This is a genomic window from Rhodococcus indonesiensis (genome assembly GCF_047782815.1).
GTDB classification, from domain to species: Bacteria; Actinomycetota; Actinomycetes; order Mycobacteriales; family Mycobacteriaceae; genus Rhodococcus; species Rhodococcus indonesiensis.
In genome coordinates this window covers 2,098,659-2,121,194 of sequence record NZ_CP180630.1, presented here as the reverse complement: position 1 = coordinate 2,121,194, position 22,536 = coordinate 2,098,659, and the positions used below count along the sequence as shown (strand labels likewise).

The 22,536-nt window shown below is 70.5% G+C and carries 20 protein-coding genes; 9 read left to right on the top strand and 11 right to left on the bottom strand.

Annotated elements, in window-relative coordinates; translation table 11 throughout:
- Nucleotides 1-25: 25 nt before the first annotated feature.
- Both trxA and ACM26Y_RS09910 read right to left on the bottom strand, forming a co-directional pair.
- Nucleotides 26-400 carry a thioredoxin gene (gene trxA, locus ACM26Y_RS09915; RefSeq protein ID WP_003938122.1) on the bottom strand — a complete coding sequence of 125 codons (375 nt, stop codon included), beginning with the start codon at nucleotides 398-400 and terminating at the stop codon, nucleotides 26-28.
- A 32-nt stretch (nucleotides 401-432) separates the two neighbouring features.
- Nucleotides 433-1,812 carry an MBL fold metallo-hydrolase gene (locus ACM26Y_RS09910; protein WP_416063339.1) on the bottom strand — a complete coding sequence of 460 codons (1,380 nt, stop codon included), beginning with the start codon at nucleotides 1,810-1,812 and terminating at the stop codon, nucleotides 433-435.
- A gap of 255 nt (nucleotides 1,813-2,067) precedes the next feature.
- Between ACM26Y_RS09910 and ACM26Y_RS09905 the strand changes: the two genes are divergently transcribed.
- The 4 genes from ACM26Y_RS09905 to ACM26Y_RS09890 all read left to right on the top strand — a co-directional run bounded on the left by ACM26Y_RS09905 (nucleotide 2,068) and on the right by ACM26Y_RS09890 (nucleotide 5,931).
- Nucleotides 2,068-2,667, top strand: a complete 600-nt coding sequence (locus ACM26Y_RS09905) for a rhodanese-like domain-containing protein (RefSeq protein WP_416063338.1) — start codon at nucleotides 2,068-2,070, stop codon at nucleotides 2,665-2,667.
- 2 nt (nucleotides 2,668-2,669) lie between these two features.
- Nucleotides 2,670-3,548, top strand: coding sequence for a sulfite exporter TauE/SafE family protein (locus tag ACM26Y_RS09900; RefSeq protein ID WP_289377763.1), 879 nt, complete (start codon nucleotides 2,670-2,672; stop codon nucleotides 3,546-3,548).
- Between the two features lie 166 nt (nucleotides 3,549-3,714).
- Entirely contained in the window at nucleotides 3,715-5,088 is a 1,374-nt protein-coding gene (locus ACM26Y_RS09895; RefSeq protein WP_371383333.1) for a wax ester/triacylglycerol synthase domain-containing protein, read from the top strand.
- A gap of 51 nt (nucleotides 5,089-5,139) precedes the next feature.
- A complete protein-coding gene (locus tag ACM26Y_RS09890) occupies nucleotides 5,140-5,931 on the top strand; it encodes a hypothetical protein (RefSeq protein WP_054375160.1) in 792 nt (263 codons plus the stop codon).
- Here ACM26Y_RS09890 and ACM26Y_RS09885 read toward each other — a convergent pair.
- From ACM26Y_RS09885 to ACM26Y_RS09875, 3 genes are read right to left on the bottom strand one after another with little or no spacing between them, the layout of a single operon-like run.
- On the bottom strand, nucleotides 5,928-6,725 hold the full coding sequence (locus ACM26Y_RS09885) for an Fpg/Nei family DNA glycosylase (protein ID WP_416063337.1): 798 nt from the start codon (nucleotides 6,723-6,725) through the stop codon (nucleotides 5,928-5,930). The genes ACM26Y_RS09890 and ACM26Y_RS09885 overlap by 4 nt on opposite strands.
- A 20-nt stretch (nucleotides 6,726-6,745) precedes the next feature.
- Nucleotides 6,746-7,225 (bottom strand): ribose-5-phosphate isomerase, encoded by a 480-nt coding sequence (locus ACM26Y_RS09880; protein WP_003937131.1) that lies wholly within the window; start codon nucleotides 7,223-7,225, stop codon nucleotides 6,746-6,748.
- A gap of 27 nt (nucleotides 7,226-7,252) precedes the next feature.
- Complete coding sequence (locus tag ACM26Y_RS09875) at nucleotides 7,253-7,873, bottom strand: DsbA family protein (RefSeq protein ID WP_289377761.1); 621 nt, start codon at nucleotides 7,871-7,873, stop codon at nucleotides 7,253-7,255.
- Between the two features lie 139 nt (nucleotides 7,874-8,012).
- On the opposite strand from ACM26Y_RS09875, the gene ACM26Y_RS09870 reads away from it, so the two are divergent.
- Together ACM26Y_RS09870 and pepN are read left to right on the top strand one after the other, a co-directional pair.
- Nucleotides 8,013-9,257 (top strand): NAD(P)/FAD-dependent oxidoreductase, encoded by a 1,245-nt coding sequence (locus ACM26Y_RS09870; protein ID WP_054375165.1) that lies wholly within the window; start codon nucleotides 8,013-8,015, stop codon nucleotides 9,255-9,257.
- Nucleotides 9,258-9,319: 62 nt separating this feature from the next.
- Complete coding sequence (gene pepN / locus ACM26Y_RS09865) at nucleotides 9,320-11,902, top strand: aminopeptidase N (RefSeq protein ID WP_371383335.1); 2,583 nt, start codon at nucleotides 9,320-9,322, stop codon at nucleotides 11,900-11,902.
- Nucleotides 11,903-11,984: 82 nt separating this feature from the next.
- Here pepN and ACM26Y_RS09860 read toward each other — a convergent pair whose 3' ends face one another.
- The 3 genes from ACM26Y_RS09860 to ACM26Y_RS09850 form a co-directional block, all read right to left on the bottom strand.
- Nucleotides 11,985-12,461 (bottom strand): DUF5130 family protein, encoded by a 477-nt coding sequence (locus tag ACM26Y_RS09860; protein ID WP_371383336.1) that lies wholly within the window; start codon nucleotides 12,459-12,461, stop codon nucleotides 11,985-11,987.
- Nucleotides 12,448-12,711, bottom strand: a complete 264-nt coding sequence (locus tag ACM26Y_RS09855) for a hypothetical protein (protein WP_003937126.1) — start codon at nucleotides 12,709-12,711, stop codon at nucleotides 12,448-12,450. Before ACM26Y_RS09855 ends, ACM26Y_RS09860 begins: the two co-directional genes overlap by 14 nt.
- A gap of 64 nt (nucleotides 12,712-12,775) precedes the next feature.
- Nucleotides 12,776-13,399, bottom strand: a complete 624-nt coding sequence (locus ACM26Y_RS09850) for an HNH endonuclease (protein WP_003937125.1) — start codon at nucleotides 13,397-13,399, stop codon at nucleotides 12,776-12,778.
- Nucleotides 13,400-13,573: 174 nt separating this feature from the next.
- On the opposite strand from ACM26Y_RS09850, the gene ACM26Y_RS09845 reads away from it, so the two are divergent.
- The 3 genes from ACM26Y_RS09845 to ACM26Y_RS09835 all read left to right on the top strand — a co-directional run bounded on the left by ACM26Y_RS09845 (nucleotide 13,574) and on the right by ACM26Y_RS09835 (nucleotide 16,528).
- Entirely contained in the window at nucleotides 13,574-13,966 is a 393-nt protein-coding gene (locus ACM26Y_RS09845) for a globin (protein ID WP_003937124.1), read from the top strand.
- Nucleotides 13,967-14,030: 64 nt separating this feature from the next.
- Nucleotides 14,031-15,620, top strand: coding sequence for a glycoside hydrolase family 13 protein (locus ACM26Y_RS09840; RefSeq protein ID WP_416063336.1), 1,590 nt, complete (start codon nucleotides 14,031-14,033; stop codon nucleotides 15,618-15,620).
- Nucleotides 15,608-16,528 (top strand): EamA family transporter, encoded by a 921-nt coding sequence (locus ACM26Y_RS09835; protein WP_371383338.1) that lies wholly within the window; start codon nucleotides 15,608-15,610, stop codon nucleotides 16,526-16,528. The genes ACM26Y_RS09840 and ACM26Y_RS09835 overlap by 13 nt, the downstream gene beginning before the upstream one ends.
- Here ACM26Y_RS09835 and ACM26Y_RS09830 read toward each other — a convergent pair.
- Genes ACM26Y_RS09830 through ACM26Y_RS09820 form a run of 3 tightly spaced genes read right to left on the bottom strand, consistent with a single transcriptional unit; the run spans nucleotide 16,515 to nucleotide 22,515 of the window.
- On the bottom strand, nucleotides 16,515-17,219 hold the full coding sequence (locus ACM26Y_RS09830; protein WP_371383339.1) for a hypothetical protein: 705 nt from the start codon (nucleotides 17,217-17,219) through the stop codon (nucleotides 16,515-16,517). The genes ACM26Y_RS09835 and ACM26Y_RS09830 overlap by 14 nt on opposite strands.
- Nucleotides 17,212-17,646, bottom strand: a complete 435-nt coding sequence (locus ACM26Y_RS09825; protein ID WP_003937120.1) for an acyl-CoA thioesterase — start codon at nucleotides 17,644-17,646, stop codon at nucleotides 17,212-17,214. The genes ACM26Y_RS09830 and ACM26Y_RS09825 overlap by 8 nt, the downstream gene beginning before the upstream one ends.
- A 51-nt stretch (nucleotides 17,647-17,697) precedes the next feature.
- A complete protein-coding gene (locus tag ACM26Y_RS09820) occupies nucleotides 17,698-22,515 on the bottom strand; it encodes an NAD-glutamate dehydrogenase (RefSeq protein WP_371383340.1) in 4,818 nt (1,605 codons plus the stop codon).
- Between the last annotated feature and the right edge of the window lie 21 nt (nucleotides 22,516-22,536).

The window sequence follows — 22,536 nt, the reverse complement described above, 5'->3', positions numbered from 1 at the left end:
CTCCTGGGGGTGAAAGGGTTGGCGGTCAGGCGCCGGCGGCGGCCTTCTGGTCGGCGATCCGAGCATGGACCTCGGTCATGTCCAGCGCTTCGATCTGCCCGATGAGGTCTTCGAGGGCGGCTGCGGGCAGGGCGCCGGGCTGGGCGAAGACCAGGACGCCCTCTCGGAACGCCATGATCGTCGGAATCGAGCGGATGTCGGCCATCGCGGCGAGCTGCTGCTCGGTCTCGGTGTCGACCTTGGCGTGCACGATGTCCGGGTGCCCCTGCGACGACTTCTCGAACACCGGGGCGAAGGCTCGGCACGGACCGCACCACGAGGCCCAGAAGTCGACGAGGACGATGTCGTTGCCGAGGATCGTGGACTCGAAGTCCGCGAGGGTGAGATTCTTCGTTGCCATCGGAGAGTTCCTTTCGTTCTCTTCGGCGCCGGTCAGGCGGGGACGTGGGCGTCGGCCCAGGCGTTGTACCCGCCGAGCAGGTCCGACACGTTCTCGAAGCCCTGCGCCCGCAGCAGCGACGCGGCCACACTCGACCGCCACCCCCCGGCACAGTGCACCACGATCGGCTTACCCGTGGGCACCTGCTCGAGCCGCACCCGCAGCTGCGCCAACGGAATCGGCACCGCCCCCGGAATCGTCCCGAACTCCCGCTCCCCGGGATTACGGATGTCGACCAGCGTCACCGCGTCCGCGGCGAGCAACGCCTCGAGCTGCTCGACGGTGGTCCGCGGCGCCGGGACCACCAGCTCCGCCAGCTCCGCCGGGAACACCCCGTCGGACCCGACCGTCAGATACCCCAACGCATTGTCCGACCCGATCCGGGCCAGCCGCACCGCCGCGTCCTGCTCCTGCCCAGGGTAGGTGATCAACACGATCGGCTCCCCCACCTCGGCGACCATCCCCCCGGTCTCGGCGAACCGCCCGTCGAACCCGACGTTGACCGACCCGGCCAGATGCCCCGCGGCGAAGTCGTCGACACTACGCGCATCGAGCACCCGCGTCCCGGCGGCGAGCTCGGCCTCGACCCGTTCCGGGCTCAACTCGGGAATCGCGCGATCCTGCACCAAAAGCGGGTGTATCCGCTTGTTCATCGCGGCGTCGACCGAGAAGTAGGACGGGGCCGCGGGCTGACCCTCGGTGACCAGCGCGACGAACGCGTCCTCGCTCATCGGCTGCACCGACGGGTTGCTCACCCGCTGCTCCCCGATCGTCGAGGTCAGCTCCGCCGACAGGTTCTTCCCGCACGACGAGCCGGCGCCGTGCGCGGGCATCACGGTGACCGCATCGGGCAGGGTCAGCAGCTTCTCGTGCACCGTGTGGTACATCGCCCGGGCCAGATCCTCGGTCGACGACTCCCCCAGGTTGACCAGATCGGGCCGGCCCACGTCCCCGATGAACAGCGAATCGCCGGTCAGCACCGCCGTCGGCGTGGCGCCCGGATGCTCACGCACCAGCACCGAGATCGACTCCCAGGTGTGCCCCGGGGTGGCCAGGATCTCGAGGTCCACCTCCCCGAGCGAGAGGTGCTCCCCGTCGCCCAGCCGGCGGATCGGGTAGTCGGTCTCGGCGGCCTCACCGAACCCGATCCACGCGCCGGTCGCCTCCACCAGTTCGAGGTGCCCGGAGACGAAATCGGCGTGGAAGTGGGTGTTGATCACACCCTCGATGGTCAGCCCGTGCTTACGCGCGTCGTCGAGGTACTCGCCGACATCGCGGCGCGGATCGACCACGACCGCCCGGCCGGTGCCCTCGTCACCGATCAGGTACGACGCGTGCGACAGGCACTCGATGTAGTACTGCTCGAGAATCATTCGGTTCTCCCTCTCCTCGGTCACGAAGACCGGTCGCGTTCTGCGTTGGCCCCATCCTGACACATACCCCCATGGGTATGTCAAGTACCCCGGGGGGTATCCGGCTCGACCGCGGGATGTGGGCGGCCCAGGGCATCCCCACGCCTTGCACATACCCCCTCCCGTATGCTTATCATGGTCGTCGAGATACCCCCCGGGGTTTATTGCCCACGGCGATCGCCCACTGCGTTCCCGCCACCGATCCGAAAGGTCCCCATGACCGAGCCGAGTCCCGCCACCCTCGATCCCACCGCCCTGCGCGAGCTCCTCGACTCCGGCAAGAACGTCCGCGTCGTGGACGTCCGCACGCCCGGTGAGTTCGAGTCCGTGCACATTCCCGGCGCCTACAACGTCCCCCTGGACCTGCTGCGCGAACACCGCGACGAGTTCCTCGCCCACCTCGACGAGAACGTCGTCCTCGTGTGCCGGTCGGGCCAGCGCGCCACCCAGGCCGAAGAGACCCTCCGCACCTCCGGGCTGTTCAACGTGCACATCCTCGAGGGCGGCATGACGGGCTGGGAAGCCAACGGTTTCTCCGTCAACCGCGGCGTCGAGCGCTGGGACCTCGAACGGCAGGTCCGCCTCGTCGCCGGCTCCCTCGTGCTGAGCTCCGTCCTGGGCAGCATCGCGGTCCCCAAGCTCAAGTGGCTCGCCGCCGGTGTCGGTGGCGGCCTCACGTTCGCCGCGCTCTCCAACACCTGCGCGATGGGCATGCTGCTGTCCAAGCTGCCCTACAACCGCGGCGCCTCGTGTGATCCGCAGACCATCGTCGCCCAGCTGGTCGATTCGAAGACCGCTCCGGCCGAAAGGAACTGATCATGATCGCGCTGACCGTTGCACTGGCGGTTCTCGTCGGCGTCACCCTCGGACTGCTCGGCGGCGGTGGATCGATCCTCACCGTCCCGCTGTTGGCGTACGTCGCCGGTATGGACGCCAAGGAGGCCATCGCCACCTCGCTGCTCGTCGTAGGCGTCACCAGCGCGGTCGGCGCGATCTCCCACGCGCGGGCAGGCCGCGTCCAGTGGCGCACCGGCATCCTGTTCGGCCTGGCCGGCATGGCCGGTGCCTACGCCGGCGGCCTGCTCTCGCGCTTCATTCCCGGCAGCATCCTGCTGCTCGCCTTCGCCGCGATGATGATCGCCACCGCCATCGCAATGCTCCGCGGCCGCAAGAACAAGACCGCAGCTCCGGACGGCACGCACTCGATGCCGGTCGGCAAGATCCTCCTCGACGGCGTGGTCGTGGGCCTGGTCACCGGCCTCGTCGGCGCCGGCGGCGGCTTCCTCGTCGTCCCGGCCCTCGCCCTGCTCGGCGGCCTGCCCATGCCCATCGCCGTCGGCACCTCACTGATCGTGATCGCCATGAAGTCCTTCGCCGGGCTCGGCGGCTACCTGTCCACCGTGCAGATCGACTGGCGTCTGGCGGCGATGGTCACCGGCGCCGCCGTCGTCGGCAGCCTCATCGGCGGGCGCCTGACCTCCATGGTCGACCCGGACTCGCTGCGCAAGGCCTTCGGCTGGTTCGTCCTGATCATGTCCTCGGTCATCCTCGCCCAGGAGATCCACCCCCTCGTCGGCATCACCGCGGCGGCACTGACCCTCGTCGCCGCCGGTACCACGTTCGCGTGCAGCCGCAGCGACCGCTGCCCCCTGCAGCGGCTCGGACGACGGACGGAAGCCGCCACCTCGGCCGCCTGACGGCCTCACGATCCGGACGAAAGTCACTATCGGCATCACGGCCCGGCGCCTAGAGTTCGGAGTATCCGCTCCGGATTCCCGCGCCGGGCCGTGATGCCGTCCCGGTCCGAGGTGCGGCCGGAGCGAAACCCGACTGTTCCGGCGGCCCGTGTGAGAAGTTACCGAGATGAGCAACGCAGCCGACCGTCACATGCAGCAGACGGACTACCTCACCTGGAGCATGGAACGCGATCCCGCGCTGCGCTCGACGATCGTGGCCGTGGTGCTGCTCGACGCCTCGCCCGACTGGGACCGTCTGTGCGAGATGATGGACCGCGGTACCCGCGAGGTGCCCAGCTTCCGCCGTCGCGTGGTCGAGGTGCCTTTCGGTCTCGCGCCGCCACGATGGGTCGCGGACGCGAACTTCGACCTGTCCTGGCATATGCGCCGGGTCTCCCTGCCCGGGCCGGCGAACTTCGACGACGTCCTCGAGTTCGCCCGCACCACGGCCATGGCCGCGTTCGACAAGGACCGGCCGCTGTGGGAGATGACGGTGGTCGACGGACTCGCCGGCGGCCAGGCTGCGCTGCTGATCAAGGTGCACCACGCCCTCACCGACGGAATCGGCGGTATGCAGATCACTGCGCGGCTGGTCGACTTCGACCGCGACGGCACGCCCCACGAGCCGGCGCCGGAACCGCCCGCCGCGGAATCGCCGGACAGCCTGGATCTCGCCGCCGAGGCGATCGGCTGGGACTGGTCTCAGCTCCGTGGTCTGGCGGGACGCGGGCTGGCCTCGATCTGGCCGACCACCCGGGCGGTGGTGACGAACCCGATCGGGTCCGCTCGTAGTGCCGCGGGGGTCGCGGCGTCCGTCGCCCGCTACCTGCGCCCGATCCTGCGACTCGAATCCCCCGTCATGACGCAGCGCACGCTCAGCCGCCGGCTCCACGTGATCGACGTGCCGCTCGACCGGTTGCGCGATGCCGCTCACCGCGGCGGCGCCACCCTCAACAGCGCCTTCCTCACTGCCGTCCTCGTGGGCCTCGCCGAGTACCACCATCGCCACGGGTCCGACGTCGACGAGCTGCGGGTGACGATGCCGCTGAGCATCCGCACCGAGCACGACACTCTCGGCGGCAACCGGATCAACCTCGCGCGTTTCCCGCTGCCCGTGCGCTCCGACGATCCCCTCACCCTCATGCAGGAGGTGAACAAGATCGTCGAAGGCTGGCGGCACGAGCCCGCGGTGCCGATGGCACAGGCCCTCGCCACCCCACTGAATCTGCTCCCCCCGGCTGTCGTCGGCGAGATGCTCAAGCACGTCGACTTCCTCGCCTCGAACGTGCCAGGGTCGCCGGTGCCGCTGTACATGGCCGGCGCGAAGGTGGAACGGTACTACGCGTTCGGTCCCACCCTCGGCTCCGCGTTCAACGTCACCCTGATGTCGTATCTGCACACGTGCTGCGTCGGGTTCACTCTCGACACCGGGGCGGTTCCGGACCTCGAGGTGTTCGACGACTGCATGCGCGACGGATTCCACGCCGTCCTCGACGCCTGAGCCCGCCGGTACGCTGGACGGTGACCGTCCAGTCCGCCGGAAGGGACCGCCGTGGAACTCCTGCTGATCGTCGCCGTCCTCGTCGCCGTCGTGTTCCTGGTGTCCGCGGCGCAGCGGAACAAGTCGGGGCGCGGTGCCCACCAACTCGACGACGCGAAGGCCGACGCCCGCCAGGCCATCGAGCGGCTCGGCGGACAGATCTACAACCTCACCGGCACGGACGCCGCGTCCAAGCAGGCGCTCGCCGATGCGTCCGAGCGCTACACCGCCGCCGGATCGCAGATCGAGCAGGCCCGAACGCCGGTGCAGGCGCGGCTGGCCAAGCAGACCGCTCTCGAGGGGCTGTACTACATCCGCGCCGCTCGCCTCGCGATGGGAATGGACCCCGGTCCCGAAATCCCCACCCTCGACGGCCAGCAGACGGCCGGCCGCGTGACCGAGAATCGCGAGATCGATTTCGAGGGACGCAAGGTGGCGGCCTCCCCCGCCCCGTCGTCGCGTACCCCGAACTACTTTCCGGGCGGTCGCGTCGCGGGCCGGCCCGTACCGGCGGGCTGGTACTCGGAGCCTTGGTGGAAGCCCGCCCTCGTCGCGGGGGCGTGGGGTGTCGGATCGATGCTGCTGTTCTCGGCGTTGTTCTCCGGCATGGCCGGGGTGCCGTACGACGCGCAAGCGTTCGAGCAGGGCTTCGACTCCGGATACGACCAGGGGCTCGAGGCCGGTCAGGACGGCGGGGACTACGGCGGTGGCGACTACGGCGACGCCGGTGGGGACTACGGCGGTGGCGACTACGGCGGGAGCGACTTCGGGGCCGGCGGCGACTTCGGCGGTTTCGACTTCTAGCCCGTCTGGCAGGCGGGGCACCAGAACAGGTTGCGGCCCTGCATGATCGAGTGCAGCACGGGTGTGGTGCACAACCGGCAGGGCTCACCGGCACGACGGTAGACGTAGGTCCGCGGACGGCCCTTCGCGTAGGCCGGTGCCCCGTGGTCGTGTTCGCGTCGCACGACGTGGATCGCGCCGCGTCGCACCCCCGTCCGCATCAGAACGACGAGATCGTCCCAGATGCCGTCGAATTCGGCTCGGGTGAGATCACGGCCCGGGCGCTGCGGATGGATGCCGTGCCGGAACAGGACTTCCGCCCGGTAGATGTTACCCACCCCAGAGATCACCGACTGATCCATGAGCAGCGAGCCGATGGCGCTGCGGGACTTGCAGATTCGCGCCCACGCCCGCTCGGGGTCGGCATCCCGCCACAACGGGTCGGGGCCGATCCGCGCGGCGATCGCCGCCACCTCGTCCGGGGTGAGGACCTCGCATGCGGTGGGGCCGCGCAGGTCGGTGCCGTACTCGGCGCCGACCATGCGCATCCGTACCTGCCCGACCGGGTCCGGCAGCGGGACCGGCGCCTCCGTGAACGAGCCGTACAGACCCAGGTGCACGTGCACCGTCAGGCCGTTGTCGTAGTGGTGCCACAGATGCTTGCCGAGCGCCTCGGCGCGGAGCAGCACCCGGCCGTCGACGAGCGCCGCATCGTCGGCGAAGCGCCCCTGCGGGCTCGACACCCGCAGGGGCGCACCCGCGAAACGCCGCTGGTGCAACCGGGCGAGCCGGTGCAGGGATGGTCCCTCCGGCACGGTCGATCAGGCTCCGTTCGTCAGGACGGCGCCCCGGGAACTTCGGGGGCCTGCCCGGTCTTCTCGTACTCGCTCAGGATGTCGATGCGCCGCTGGTGCCGTTCCTCCCCCGACCACGGGGTGGCGACGAACGCGTCGACGATGGCCAGCGCCTCCTCGAGGCTGTGCATGCGCCCACCGATGCCGATGAGCTGCGCGTTGTTGTGCTCGCGGGCCAACTGGGCGGTCTCCACGCTCCACGCGAGGGCACAGCGGGCTCCCGGCACCTTGTTCGCCGCGATCTGCTCGCCGTTGCCGCTGCCGCCGAGGACGATGCCGAGGCTGCCTTCGTCGGCGACGACGCGGCGGGCGGCTTCGATGCAGAACGCCGGGTAGTCGTCGACGGCGTCGTACTCGTACGCGCCGCAGTCGACGGCCTCGTGGCCGTTGGCGGTGAGGTGTTCCATGATCTGGTTCTTACGTTCGAAGCCGGCGTGGTCGGCACCCAGGTAAACGCGCATGGCGTCGAGAATAGGCGGCGGAGGCGCCTATTCGAAGCTCGGGTCCTCGGTGCGAGTGCGCTTGAGTTCGAAGAAGTGCGGGTACGACGCCATGGCCACCACCCCGTCCCACATCCGGCCGGCCTCCTCGCCGCGCGGGATCCGCGAGAGGACCGGGCCGAAGAACGCCACGCCGTTGACATGGATGGTCGGCGTGCCGACATCCGGACCGACCGCGTCCATGCCGGCGGCGTGGCTGGCGCGCAGCGCCTCGTCGTAGGCGTCGGTGTCGGCCGCGCGCGCGAGGTCCGGATCCAGGCCCAGGTCGGCGAGGGACTTGGCGATCACCGCCGGGAGATCCTTGTTGCCCTCGTTGTGGATCTGCGTGCCCATCGCGGTGTACAGCGGTTCGAGGACCGCGTCGCCGTACTTCTGCGCCGCGGCGATCGCCACGCGCACCGGACCCCAGGCCCGCGTCATCAGCTCGCGGTAGTTCTCAGGCAGGTCGTCCTTGCCCTCGTTGAGCACGGCCAGACTCATGACGTGGAACTTCGCCTCGATGTCGCGGACCTGCGCCACCTCGAGGATCCAGCGCGAGGTGATCCAGCACCACGGGCACAACGGGTCGAACCAGAAGTCGGCGGTGTCCTTCGAGATCGGGTCGCTCACGGGGTCTCCTCGCTGCAGAAATTCGGACTACGGTCCGATTCAACACCGGCCCTTGCCGAATTCTTCCCGAACCGCCGGTTCCCGCGCCCCCACCGACGTACCGTCGAAGGACCGGTGCCGCACGGAACGGGGATGCGCGATGTCCAACGAGAAGCTCTTCGTCATCGTCGGAGGCGGGCTCGCCGGAGCCAAGACGGCCGAGCAGCTGCGCGCCCGCGACTTCCCCGGCCGGATCCTTCTCCTGGGTGAGGAGGAGCACCTCCCCTACGAGCGGCCTCCGCTGTCGAAGGAGTACTTCGCCGGCACGAAGCGGCTCGAGGAGTTCACCGTGCAGCACGGTGACTGGTATCGCGACCACCGGGTCGAGGTCGAACTCGGTGTGACCGTCACCGCCCTCGACCCGGGCGCCCACACCGTCACCCTGCCCGACGGTTCCACCGTGCGCTACGACAAGCTCGCCCTCGCGACCGGCTCGCGCCCGCGGCATATCCCGCTGCCGGGCATCGACGCCGCGGGCGTGCACCTGTTGCGCACCGTCGAGCAGTCCGACGCGCTGCTCGCCGCGATCCGTCGCGACGCGGGTCCGGCGCCGCACCTGGCGATCGTCGGCGCCGGCTGGATCGGACTCGAGATCGCGGCCGGGGCGCGCGGACACGGCGCCGACGTGACCGTCGTCGAGAGTGCCGCCCAGCCGCTGTCCGGCGCACTCGGCGAGCAGATGGGCGCGGTGTTCGCGGACCTGCACCGGAGCCACGGGGTGGACCTGCGTCTCTCGACGACGGTGTCGGAGATTCTCACCGTCGACGGCCGCGCCACCGGGCTGCGCCTCGGCGACGGCACCGACATCCGGGCCGACGCGGTCCTCGTCGCCGTGGGGGCGCAGCCCAACGTCGAACTCGCCCGCGATGCGGGACTGACCGTGGCGAACGACGGCGTGGCGGTCGATGCATCCCTTGCGACGAGCGATCCCGACATCGTCGCGGTCGGCGACATCGCCGCCGCCGAGCATCCGCTGCTGCGGACCCGGATCCGGGTCGAACACTGGGCCAACGCGCTCAACCAGCCCGACGTCGCGGCCGCCACCATGCTGGGCCGGCCCGCCTCCTACGACCGCCTGCCCTACTTCTTCACCGACCAGTACGACCTCGGCATGGAGTACGTCGGACACGCACCCGCCGAGGCGCGGGTGATCACCCGCGGCGACGTCGGCTCCCGGCAGTTCCTCGCGTTCTGGCTCGACGCGGCGGGCCGGGTCTGCGCCGGGATGAACGTCAACATCTGGGACGCGGGCGACGACATCCGCGCGCTGATCTCCTCCGGCGAATCCGTCGACCCGCACCGGCTCTCCGATCCGCAGGTGCCGCTCGCGGAGGTCGCCGGGTGAACCGGTCCCTCACATGATGGGATGGCACCCGAGTCGCATCCCGTCGTGAGAAGGAGTTTTCCGTGGCACCACCGAATCTGACCCGCGAGCAGGCGGCCGAGCGGTCCGCGGTCCTGACCGTCGACAACTACCGCATCGAGCTGGACCTGACCGACGGCGCGGGCGCTCCGGGAACGACCACGTTCCGTTCGACCACCACCGTCACATTCGACGCCACGGACGGCGCGTCGACCTTCGTCGACCTGATCGCGCAGTCCGTGCACTCGGCCACCCTCAACGGCACGCCCGTCGACGTCTCCGGATACACCGAGGAGAACGGGATCGCGCTGAGCGGACTGGCCGCGCGCAACGAGCTCGTCGTCGAGGCGGATTGCCTCTACACGAACACCGGCGAGGGCCTGCACCGGTTCGTCGACCCCACCGACGGCGCGGTCTACCTGTACTCGCAGTTCGAGACGGCCGACGCCAAGCGGATGTTCGCGTGCTTCGACCAGCCGGACCTCAAAGCCACGTTCGACATCGCGGTCACGGCCCCTGCGGACTGGTCGGTGATCTCCAATTCCGAGACCGTGCACAACGTCGCCGCGGAGCCGGGCCGGCACGTCTTCCGTACCACCCCGCGGATGAGCACCTACCTCGTCGCGCTGATCGCCGGGCCGTACGCGCAGTGGACCGACATCTACACCGACGAACACGGCACCATCCCCCTCGGCATCTACTGCCGCGCCTCGCTGGCGGAGTTCATGGACGCCGACCGGCTGTTCACCGAAACCAAGCAGGGCTTCGCGTTCTACCACGAGAACTTCGGCCTGCCCTACGCGTTCGGCAAGTACGACCAGCTGTTCGTCCCCGAGTTCAACGCCGGCGCGATGGAGAACGCCGGCGCGGTGACGTTCCTCGAGGACTACGTCTTCCGTTCCAAGGTCACCCGCTACTCGTACGAACGCCGCGCCGAGACGGTGCTGCACGAGATGGCGCACATGTGGTTCGGCGACCTGGTGACCATGCGCTGGTGGGACGACCTGTGGCTCAACGAGTCGTTCGCGACCTTCGCGTCGGTGCTGTGCCAGTCGCGGGCCACCGAGTACACGAACGCGTGGACCACGTTCGCGAACGTCGAGAAGTCGTGGGCCTACCGCCAGGACCAGCTGCCCTCGACCCATCCGATCGCCGCGGACATCCCCGACCTCGCGGCGGTGGAGGTCAACTTCGACGGCATCACCTACGCCAAGGGCGCGTCCGTGCTCAAGCAGCTCGTCGCCTACGTCGGCGAGGAACCGTTCCTGGCGGGCCTGCGGGAGTACTTCCGTGAGCACGCGTTCGCCAATGCCACGTTCGACGACCTGCTGGCGGCGCTGGAGAAGTCGTCCGGCCGGGACCTGTCGGGATGGGGTGCCCAGTGGCTCAAGACCACCGGCCTGAACATCCTGCGCCCCGACTTCGACGTCGACGACGACGGGCGGTTCACCCGCTTCGCGGTGATCCAGGAGGGGGCCGAGCCGGGCGCCGGGGAACACCGGGTGCACCGGCTCGCGATCGGGGTCTACGACGACGACGGCTCGGGCAAGCTGCTCCGCACGCACCGCGTCGAGATCGATCTCGACGCCACCGAGCGCACCGAGGTGCCGGAGCTCGTCGGAGTGGACCGCGGCCGGCTCGTGCTCGTCAACGACGACGACCTCACCTACTGCTCGGTGCGCCTCGATCCCCGGTCGCTCGAGGTGCTGACGGACCGGATCGGCGACATCGCCGAGCCGCTGCCGCGCACCCTGGCATGGTCCGCCGCATGGGAGATGACCCGGCAGGCGGAGATGAAGGCCCGCGACTTCGTGGCGCTGGTGCAGCGCGGTATCGCGACCGAGACGGAGGTCGGCGTGGTGCAGCGCCTGTTGATGCAGGCGCACACCGCGCTCGGCAGCTACGCCGACCCGGGCTGGGCGACCGAGCGGGGCTGGAACGACTACGCGAACCGGCTGCTGGAACTGGCCCGCGAGGCGCAGCCCGGCTCGGACCATCAGCTCGCGTTCGTCAACGCGCTGACCACGGCCCGGCTCGCGCCGTGGCACACCGAAGTGCTCGGCGAGCTGCTCGGTGCCGATCCGGCGAACGTCGGGCTGGGCGGGCTGGTCGTCGACACGGATCTGCGGTGGCGGATCGTGCAGGCGCTGGCCGCGGCCGGGGAGATCGACGCCGAGGGGGTCGAGTCGCCGTTCATCGATGCCGAGGCCGAGCGCGATCCGACGGCGGCCGGTGCGCGCCAGGCTGCCACCGCGCGGGCGGCGCGGCCGCAGGAGGCCGTCAAGGAGCAGGTGTGGGACGCGGTGGTGGGCGACGATTCGATCCCGAACATCACCGCCCGCGCGATCATCGGCGGCTTCGCGCCGGCCGGGCAGGGTGAGCTGCTCGAACGATACGTCGCGCGGTACTTCGCCGACGTGCCGGGCGTGTGGGAGCGTCGCTCCAGCGAGGTCGCGCAGACCGTCGTCGTGGGGCTGTACCCGTCGTGGTCGATCAGCGAGTCGTCGGTGGCGGCGGCCGACGAGTTCCTCGCCGGTGATCACCCGCCGGCCCTGCGCCGGCTGATCAGCGAGGGTCGCGCGGGGATCGTCCGGTCGCTGAAGGCCCGGGCGTTCGACGCGTCCTAGCCGCCGTACGCGTGTGGCCGAATGTCACATTCGGTCGATGGAATCGATCCGGTGTGACATTCGGCCACAGCGAGGGAGGGCTCTACGGCGCGGTGATCGCGTTCGCCATGACGCGGATCGCGCTGATGATGCCGTCGATCAGGTCGCCCTGCCCGAAGGACGAGATCGCCGCGGTCACGCCGAGCTGCGCGATCCGGTTGTCGACGCGGTCCGCGACGCCGCGTCCGCTGCGGATCTCGATGGCGCGCTGGTTCGGGTACACGGCGACGAGCACCGAGTTCGACGATTCCGGCGTGGTCGGGAACACCGCGTCGGTCGTGACCGCCGGATCTGCGGCGTCCGCGACGTACACGTTGAAGCGCACCTTGGTCGCCCGGGTGGCCTCGGTGAGCGCATCGTCGAGATCGATCATGTCGCGGTCGCTGAACGGCGGACCCTCGAACAGGCCGTCGAGGACGCGGGTCCGGGAGATCCGGCCACTCGACGTCAGGGCCGCACCGTACGGCAGCTCCGCGGGAGCGACAGCCGTCTGGCTGTGCATCACGTCACCACTTGCCACTTGCCCTACCTCCGATCGGGTCGACCGGCGCGCCGGCGACGAGTTCATGATGCCCACCGTGGTGGCCGTGCGTGGTGACCTCGTCGACCGCGCTCCACAGCATCGGCTCGTGGTCCCACTTCTCCCCGAGCTTGTACTCGGCGGGCCGCGTGCCCGGGATCGGCTTCGTGAAGACGGAGAAGACCCCGAATATCACGATGATCGCCACCGGGATGGCAACGAATATGAGGGTTGTCTCGAGAATGCTCACACCGCAAACGGTAGCCCAGCATGTCCGATCCCGGCGCGCTTGCCCCGACTTGCGGCGACGTCCGTCAGGCCGCGCCCTCACCGAGGTACGGCAACCAGGTCGGATGCAGCTCCGGCAGCGTCGCCAGCAGCCGCCAGTGCCGGCCCTTGGGGGGCACGAGCGCAGCCCGCAGCGTCCAGCCGAGTTCGCTGAGCAGCTTGTCGGCCTTGCGGTGGTTGCACGACGCGCAGCACGCGACGCAGTTCTCCCACGAGTGGTCCCCTCCGCGGCTGCGCGGCACCACATGGTCGATCGTCTCGGCCTTGGCGCCGCAGTAGGCGCACCGATTCCGGTCGCGGTGCATGAGCGCGGCACGCGTCATCGGTACCCGCGCGTGGTACGGCACGTGCACGAAGGTTCGCAGGCGGATCACCCACGGGATCTGCACGGCCCACTCCGCGGACCGCACCAGCGGGCCGAGCGGATCGTCGTGCACGGTGTCGGCCTTACCGCCGGCCATGAGCACCACCGCACGACGGGCGGGCAACGCGGTGAGCGGTTCGTAGGTGGCATTGAGCAGAAGTACGCGGCGTTTGACCCAATCGGGGACGGCGTCGTCGCGTACGACACACAGGGAGTTGGCCCCCGGCGCCCCGACAAGGGCGTCGGCGGGCGGGAGTTGTCGATGTGCGCTGCGTCGGTGCTTCATACGACCTCCGGAAGACTGCTCACAAGTGGACCACGGATCTACGCACGTCGCACCCCGATTCTGCGGACTTTCCGGGTCGCGGAGGTGAACATCCGGTACCGGCGACGTGCGGTTCCGGCGCGTCCCCACCGAACCGGCACAATGGACGAGCGAGAGGAACGGTGAGCAGAACCTATGAGTGACGAGCAGACCTTCTACGACGCGGTCGGCGGCGCCGAGACCTTCCACAAGCTCACGGCGCGGTTCTACGAGGAAGTGGCCAAGGACGAGATCGTCCGCCCGCTGTACCCCGAGGAGGACCTCGGCCCGGCGGAACGTCGCATGCGGATGTTCCTCGAGCAGTACTGGGGCGGACCACGCACCTACTCGGACGAGCGCGGGCACCCGCGGCTGCGGATGCGTCACCACCCGTTCCGGATCGGTCCGCTCGAACGCGACGCCTGGTTGCGCTGCATGCATACCGCCATCGCCTCGATCGATTCGCAGACGCTCGACGACGCGCACCGCCGCCAGTTGATCGCGTACATGGAGATGGCGGCGGACTCGATGATGAACTCGCCGATCTGACGACGGACCGGGGCGGCGACGTTCGAGTCGTGGCCCACCTGTCGGTTTGGCACTATGGGTGGCTGTGAGCACTCCCTCCGGCACCCCCGAACAACGCTGGTGGGCGGACGCCGTCTTCTACCAGGTGTACCCCCGCTCGTTCGCCGACTCCGACGGAGACGGCGTCGGCGACCTCGACGGGATCCGCGACAAGCTCGGATACCTGGAGCTGCTGGGAGTCGACGCGCTCTGGCTGAACCCGGTGATGCGCTCACCGATGGCCGACCACGGCTACGACGTGTCCGATCCACGCGACGTCGACCCCCTGTTCGGCGACCTGGCCGCCCTCGACGCCCTGATCGAGGCCGCCCACGCACGCCGGATCCGGGTCGTGATGGATCTGGTGCCCAACCACACGAGCTCCGAACATCCCTGGTTCCGGGAGGCCCTGGCCGCCGCGTCCGGCAGCCCCGCGCGGGCCCGATATCACTTCCGGGACGGACGCGGTCCGAACGGGGACCTGCCGCCGAACAACTGGCCGAGTGTGTTCGGCGGCCCCGCGTGGTCCCGCGTGACCGAGCCCGACGGCACCCCCGGCCAGTGGTACCTGCACCTGTTCGCGCCGGAGCAGCCGGACCTGAACTGGCACAACGACGAGGTGTTCGAGGACCTGGAGAAGACCCTGCGCTTCTGGCTCGACCGCGGCGTCGACGGCTTCCGCATCGACGTCGCCCACGGCATGGCCAAACCCGGCGGGCTCCCCGACTTCGACCACTGGGAACAGAACCGGCTGCTGCGGCACTTCGACGACGATCCCCGGTTCAACAACACGGAGGTCCACGACATCCACCGCCGGATCCGCTCGGTGCTCGACGAGTACCCGGACGCGGTGGCCGTCGGCGAGATCTGGGTGCACGACCATGTGCTGTTCTCCGAGTACCTGCGGCCCGACGAACTGCACCTGGCGTTCAACTTCCATCTGGCGCTCGCGAGCTGGGACGCCGCCCGGATCCGGGAGGCGATCGACACGTCGCTCGCCGCGGTCGCACCCATCGGCGGGGTTGCGACGTGGACGCTGTCCAATCACGACATCGAGCGCGAGGTGACGCGCTACGGCGGCGGCCCGCTCGGGCGCGACCGCGCGCGGGCGATGATCCTCGTCGAGCTGGCACTGCCCGGGGCGGCCTTCCTCTACAACGGAGCCGAGCTCGGTCTGCCCAACGTCGACGACCTGCCGGAGGAAGTGCTGCAGGACCCGGTGTGGGAGCGGTCGGGGCACACCGACCGCGGCCGGGACGGGTGCCGGGTGCCCATGCCGTGGGAGGGCACCCGGCCGCCGTTCGGCTTCACCACCGCAGCGCAGACGTGGCTGCCGCAGCCGGACGCGTGGTCCGAGCTGACCGTCGAGGCGCAGCTCGAGGACGTCTCGTCCACTCTGTCGCTGTATCGGGCGGCGCTCGAGGCGCGGCGGCAACGGCCGGAGTTCGACGGCCCCGACGTGGAGTGGTACGGCAGCCCTCCCGGATGCCTGGCCTTCCGCCGGCCCGGTGGGCTGATCTGCGCCCTGAACACCACCGAGCATCCGGTGGAGATGCCGCCGGGCACGGTGATCCTGTCCAGCGCGCCGCTCGTGGACGGACAGCTGCGCGGCAACTGCGCGGCGTGGCTGATCTGACGGCCCACCGCACGCCGGCGGGCGCAGTCGCCCTGGTGCTGGCGGCGTCCGCGCTGTTCGGGACGACGGGGACCGCGCAGGCCCTGGGTTCGCGTGCGCTCGGCGCCCCGCTGGACGCCGTCGCGGTCGGGGCGGGCCGCATCGTGCTGGCCGGCACGGTGCTCGCCTTGTTCGCGTGGCCGCGCGGCCCGCTGTTCCCGCCGGGACGTCGGCTGCCGACGCTGCTCGGCGCCAGCGGCGTGGTGATGTATCAACTGGGATTCTTCACCGCGGTACAGACCGCGGGCGTCGCCGCAGGCACCATGATCGCGCTCGGGTCCGGGCCGGCGTTCGCCGGGCTGCTGCAGTGGCTGGTGTCCCGGCGCCACCCCGGCCGCGTGTGGGCGGTGTCGACGGCGATCGCGGTCGTCGGGCTCGTCCTCATCGTCGCCGGATCGGGCGACGGCGCCTCGGGGAGCGCCGGATCCGTCGCGGCCGGGGCCCCGCCCGCGCTCGCGGCCGGCCTGGGCTTCGCGACGTACACCGTCGCGGGTGCGGCCCTGCTCGCCCGCGGCGCCACCCCGGCCGGATCCATGGGTGCGATGTTCGGGGTGGCGGCGGTGCCGATGGCGGCGATCCTGTCGGCCCGGTGGCCGGGCGGGCTCGACAGCGTGGCCGGTGCGACGACCGTCGTCTATCTCGCCCTCGTCCCCACGGTCCTCGCCTACCTGCTGTTCGCACGGGGCCTGCGCCGGCTGACGCCGGCGGCGGCGGCAACGCTCACGCTCGCGGAGCCGGTGGTCGCGGCCGTGCTCGGCGTGCTGGTGCTCGGCGAGCGACTGGAGCCGGTGGCCTTCGCGGGGACGGTGGTCGTGGTCACGGCGCTGATGCTGCTGGGCCGGAACCTCGGCGGCGTCAGCGCACGCTGAGGCCGAGACCACCCCCGCGACGGAGGTAGACCGATCCGTAGCGGGCGTCGAGCCGCAGCCACGTCGCCGTCGCCCGCACGCGCACCACCTCGGCCGGATCGATCCGGTCCAGGTCGATCTCCGCCGTCGCGCGGACACCGCCCGTGGGCACGAACCCCATCGCGTTGAGCGCGAACACCAGCCGCATCGGCACCCCGGCCCGCTCGCCCCCACCGGCGACTTCGAGCACCTCCTGCGCCAGCAGCGACGACGGCGGTCCCTGTCCCTGCTCGCGACTGAGCGCGACGCCGCGCTGCGCGAGGTCCACGAGGATGCGGGCGGGAACGTCGTCGAGGTGGACGTATCCGGTTTCCGGGGGCAGCGCGCCGCGCCACACCGAGTCCATCGCCCACCCGGGATCCACCCCGTCGCCGCCGGCGGCGAGCAGGCCGGAGCGCAGCCCGTCCGCGGCGACGGTCGTGTCCGGCGGGGCGACCGTGCCGCGCAGCACCCGGACGGCGAGGGCGTCGAACCCGGTGTTCACCCATGCCGAGAGGAGGCCGTCGCGCCGTTGCCGCAGCCGCACCACGGCGGCCTCGTCGAGGCGGACCGCACGGGTGAGGAACGCGACGAGGTCGGCACGATCGGCCGGGTCCGGGATCTGCAACCAGCGTTCGGGTGTCGTCCCGGTCGCTCCGACGGCGTCAGTCACGACGCCACCGTTGCAGGTATTCGCGCTCGGGATCGGTGAGCCGGCGCAGCCGCTGGGTTCCGATGTCGAACGCCGCGATCTGGGTCGAGGCGACGACGGAGGGCGTGGCATCGGCCGGCGCGCCGCCGGGCCGGACCTCGTAGCCGATGGTGAAGTCGACCGCCCGCACCCGCTCGATCCACATCAGCACGTCCAGGGGGCTGTCCTCGTGCCGCAACTGGCCGCGGTACCGCACGTGCAGGTCGGCGATCACGGCGCCTTCCCGCAGGTTCACGGTGGGCCGGCCGTCGGCGAACAACCACGGGATGCGGGCCTCTTCGAGGAGGGTGACCATGCGCGCGTGGTTGATGTGCTGGAACGCGTCCATGTCGGACCAGCGCACCTCCACCGCGGTGTGGAACCCGAACTGCTCGGTCGCGTCGCTCACTGCGCGGTCCCCACGGCTCCACGGTGGTCGGCCCCGGCGTGCTTCAACGGTCTACCTCCTGTCGGGTGCGCCGGCGCGCACCATGCTCCTGACCTGACGCGCCGCCACGGACAGCGTCGCGAGGTCCAGGTTTCCAGACAGGAAGATCTCCTCGAGCGCCGACCTCGCGCGGCCGAGCCGCGAACCGTTGGTCAGCTCCCAGTCCTCGATCATCTCGCGGGTGCTCTCGCCGGGTTCGGACGTGGCGAGCACGTCGAGGGTGAGCGTGCGCAGCGACCCGTACAGCTCGTCGCGCAGGGCGAGCCGCGCCAGCGAGTGCCAGCGGTCGCCGCGTTCGAGGGCCGTCACCGCCGAGAGGAGCCAGTCGATTCCCATGTGGGCGTCCATCGCGTAGTACAGCTCGGCGACCTCGGCCTCGTCCCGTTCGGCGATGTCGGCGATGTCGATCACGTCCAGCAGCGGGAACTGGTCGAGGAGACGGAACACGTCCCACGTCAGCTCCTCGGGGGCGCCGCGCGCGAGCAGCGGCTCGGCGCGTTCCTTCAGGTCCTGCACGTGGTGACCCTGCATCCACTCCCCCACCCGGGGGGCGAGCCGCGCGAACATGGCCCGGTACCGGCTGATCTCGGCGCCGACGGCCAGAGGTTGCGGCCGGTTCGACAGCAGCCACCGCGACGCCCGGTCGAGGACGCGGTGCGATTCGAGCAGCAGGTCGTCGGCGACGGCCGTGGTCGTGTCGGCAGAGCGGATGCGGGCCCACACGCCGGGCAGATCGAAGATCTCGGTGACGGCGGCGTAGGCGCGGATGGCGTCGGTGCTCGATGCTCCGGCCTCCTCGGAGAGCCGGTAGACGTAGCTGATCCCGCCGTTGTCGACGGTTTCGTTGGCGAGGATCGTCGCTACGATCTGCCGCCGCAGTGGGTGGGAGCGGATGCCGGCGCGGAAGGGTTCGCGCAGTTGCCGCGGGAAGTAGCCGGGTAGCCGTCCGGCGAAGGTCTCGCTGTCGGGCAGGTCGGTGTCGAGCAGGTCGTCGGCGAGGGCGAGTTTGACGTGGGCGAGCAGGGTGGACAGCTCGGGCGAGGTCAGTCCCTCTCCTTCGAGGCGACGCCGCTCGATCTCGGCGTCGCCGGGCAGCGCCTCGAGGGACCGGTCGATTCCGCGTTCGGCGACGAGGTCGGCGATCAGCCGCTGGTGCACCGCGAGCATGGTGGGGGCGCCGGTGCGGGAGTAGCCGAGCAGGTTGTTCTGGGAAATGTTGTCCTCGAGGACGATTCGACCGACCTCGTCGGTCATGGATTCGAGCAGCGGGTTGCGGTCGGCGGTGTCGAGGGCACCGGCGGTGACCATCGAGTCGAGCAGGATCTTGATGTTGACCTCGTGGTCGGAGCAGTCGACCCCGGCGGAGTTGTCGATCGCATCGGTGTTGATCTTGCCGCCGGCGCGGGCGTATTCGATGCGGCCGCGCTGGGTGACGCCGAGGTTGCCGCCCTCCCCCACCACCCGGGCGCGGAGGGTGCCGCCGTTGACGCGGACCGCGTCGTTGCTCTTGTCGCCCACGTCGGCATCGGTTTCGGGGACGGCCTTGACGTAGGTGCCGATGCCCCCGTTCCACAGCAGGTCCACCGGGGCCCGCAGGATCGCGCGGATCAGTTCGGGGGGTGAGAGCTCGGTGACGTCGTCGTCGAGTCCGAGCACGCTCCGCACCTCGGCGCTGAGGGAAACGGATTTCAGGGAACGCTCCCACACCCCGCCACCGGTGCTGATCAGCTCCGTGTCGTAGTCGGCCCACGACGAGCGGGGCAGCTCGTACAGGCGGCGCCGCTCGGCGTACGAGGCGGCGGGCTCCGGGTCGGGGTCGAGGAAGATGTGCCGATGATCGAACGCGGCCACCAACCGGATGTGGGTGCTCAGGAGCATTCCGTTGCCGAACACGTCGCCGCTCATGTCGCCGATGCCGGCGACGGTGAAGTCCTCGCTCTGGGTGTCGACGCCCAGTTCACGGAAGTGCCGCTTGACGCTCTCCCAGGCTCCGCGGGCGGTGATGCCCATGGCCTTGTGGTCGTAGCCGGCGGATCCGCCGGAGGCGAAGGCGTCGCCGAGCCAGAACCCGTACTCGCGGGCGACCTCGTTGGCGAGGTCGGAAAAGGTCGCGGTGCCCTTGTCGGCGGCGACCACGAGGTACGTGTCGTCGCCGTCGCGGCGGACGACCCGCGGCGGCGGCACGGCCACGCCTCTCGCTCGGTCGAGGTTGTCGGTGACGTCGAGCAGACCGGCGATGAACCGCCGGTAGCAGGCCTCCCCCTGCGCGCGCACGGCCTGCCGGTCGGCGGCCGCATCGCCGGTCGGCGCGACCGGGCGTTTGACGACGAAGCCGCCCTTGGCGCCGACGGGAACGATGACGGCGTTCTTCACGGCCTGCGCTTTCGCGAGACCGAGGATCTCGGTGCGGAAGTCCTCCCGCCGGTCCGACCAGCGCAGGCCACCGCGGGCGACCGCGCCGAAACGCATGTGCACACCCTCGACGTCGGGGGCGTAGACGAACACCTCGAACTTCGGTCGCGGCTGGGGCAACTCGTCGATGCGGGTCGGGTCGAGTTTGAACGACAGGGCCCGGGCGGGTGCGGCGTCGGGGCGCGAGAGCGGGACGGCCCCGTCGTCGCTCGATACGAAGTAGTTGGTGCGCAACGTCGCCCGGATCAGGCCGAAGAGGCCGCGCAGGATCCGGTCGGCGTCGAGACCGACGACGGCGTCGATCCGGCCGACCAGTTCGGCGGCGGCGTCCTGCTCGCGGTCGGCAGATGCCTCGTCCGGGTCGAACATCGCCTCGAACAGTTCGGCGAACAGCGCGGTGGTGTCCGGGTCCGCGAGCAGGACTCCTTCGATGCGGTACTGGCTGTAGGGGAAGCCGGCCTGCCGCAGGTACTTGGCGTAGGCGCGCAGCATCATGGCCTGCCGCCAGCCCATTCCGGCCCGCAGGACGAGTTCGTTGAACCGGTCCGGTTCCGACAGTCCGTGCCACATGGCGGCGAACGCCGCGGTGAAACGGGTGGTCACGCCCGGGTCGGGTTCGACGTCGACGGGCAGGACCAGCCCGAAATCGTAGATCCAGCAGCTCATCCGGTCGGCGCGGATGATCTGGTACGGGCGCTCGTCGAGCACCTCGACGCCGAGGCTCTGCAGCACCGGCAGCACCTGGCTGAGGGTGATGCCCTCGCTGCCGATGTAGAGCGTGAAACGCCACCGGCGCGGATCGGCGCCGGGTTGCCGGTACAGGAGCAGGTCGATGCTGCCGTCCCGCAGCGCCTCGAGACGGGCGATGTCGGCCAGCGCCCGGCTCGCGTCGAAGTCCTCCTTGTAGCCGTCGGGCAGCACCTCCGCGTAGCGCTGTACGAGCACGGGATCGACGGTGTGGTCGGTGGCGGCCAGGTCGGCGAGGTGGTCGTCCCAGCTGCGGCTGGCCTCGGCGAGCAGGGCCTGGATGCGCAGCCGATTGTCCTCGGAGGTGTCGATCCGCGGCAGTGCCTGCCCCGGTGGAGTCCGGATGGTCACGTGCAGCAACGCCAGGTCGCCCTCGGTGACCCGGGCGGTGTAGTGGATGGCACCGCCGCCGTACTCGCGCAGCAGGATCTGCTGCATCGCGACCCGCACGCGGGTGTTGTAGCGGTCGCGGGGCAGGTAGATCAGGCACGAGACGAAGCGGCCGTAGGGGTCCACCCGCACGAACAGCCGGAGTTGCCGGCGCATCGCGACCACGGCGGTGACGGTCTCGTAGAGGGTCTCGGTGTCGGCGGAGAACAGTTCCACCCGGGGTAGTGCCTGCAGCACCTCGAGCATGGCCTGGCCGGTGAACGACGACAGTTCCACGCCGGCGAGGGCCACCACCTCCCGTACCCGGCGGGCCAGCACCGGGATGTCGAGTACGTTCTCGTGCAGCGCGGTCACGGCGAGCACACCGAGGAACCGGTGCTCGCCGACGACCCGGCCGTCGGAGTCGAGCACGGCGACGCCCACGAAGTACGGGTACACCGAGCGGTGCACCGTGGCAGGCAGGGAGGCCTGGGTGAGCACCAGCAGCGGACGGTCGGCGGCCTCGACCGTTGCCGACATGTCGATCACGTCGTCGGCGGCCAGGTCGGAGCGCAGCACCCCGAGTCCGCTGCCCGGCACGGCGCGGGCACGGCGCGTCCCCGAGGCGTCGGCGACGACGTCGTAGCGCCGATAGCCGAGGACGGTGTAGTTGCCCCGCGCGAGCCAGCGCAGCAGCGCCGACGTCTCCCGAAGATCCTCCGCGGCGTGCCGCGGCGGCGGGTTCTCGGCGAGCGCGTCGAGTTCGGTGGCGAGATCGCGTTCCCGGGCGAGCATCTCGGCGGTGTCGGCACCGACCTGCCGGACGTCGGCGAGCACACCCCCGATCTCGGTGCCCACGGCATCGAGGGTGGCCTCGGCGGTGGCCGGATGCAGCTGGACGTGTATCCACGACTCGGTGACGAAGCCGGACGGGGGCGTGGTGTCGGCCACCATCTCGCGCAGGCCGCCGCCCGCGTCGCGCCGTACGGACACCACGGGATGGACCAGTTCGCGGATGGCGACGCCGAGCCGGGTCAGCAGCGCGATGACGGATTCGACGAGCAGCGGCATGTCGTCGGTGACGATCTGCAGGGCGGCGCCGATGTCCCATCGGTCGCCGGGCCGGTAGACGCGGGTCAGGACCGCGGCGTCACGTCGCTCCCTGCCGAGGTCCAGGTGGGCGGCCAGAGCCCGCTCCGGGGCGTCGACGGTGTCCGCGTAACGCCGGTAGCTGTCCTCGAGAGCGGAGGCCGCGAGCTGCCGGTTCGACGAAACCCCGTGGGGTGGGGCGGACTCGGCCATGGTGCTCACTCCCTCATTCGC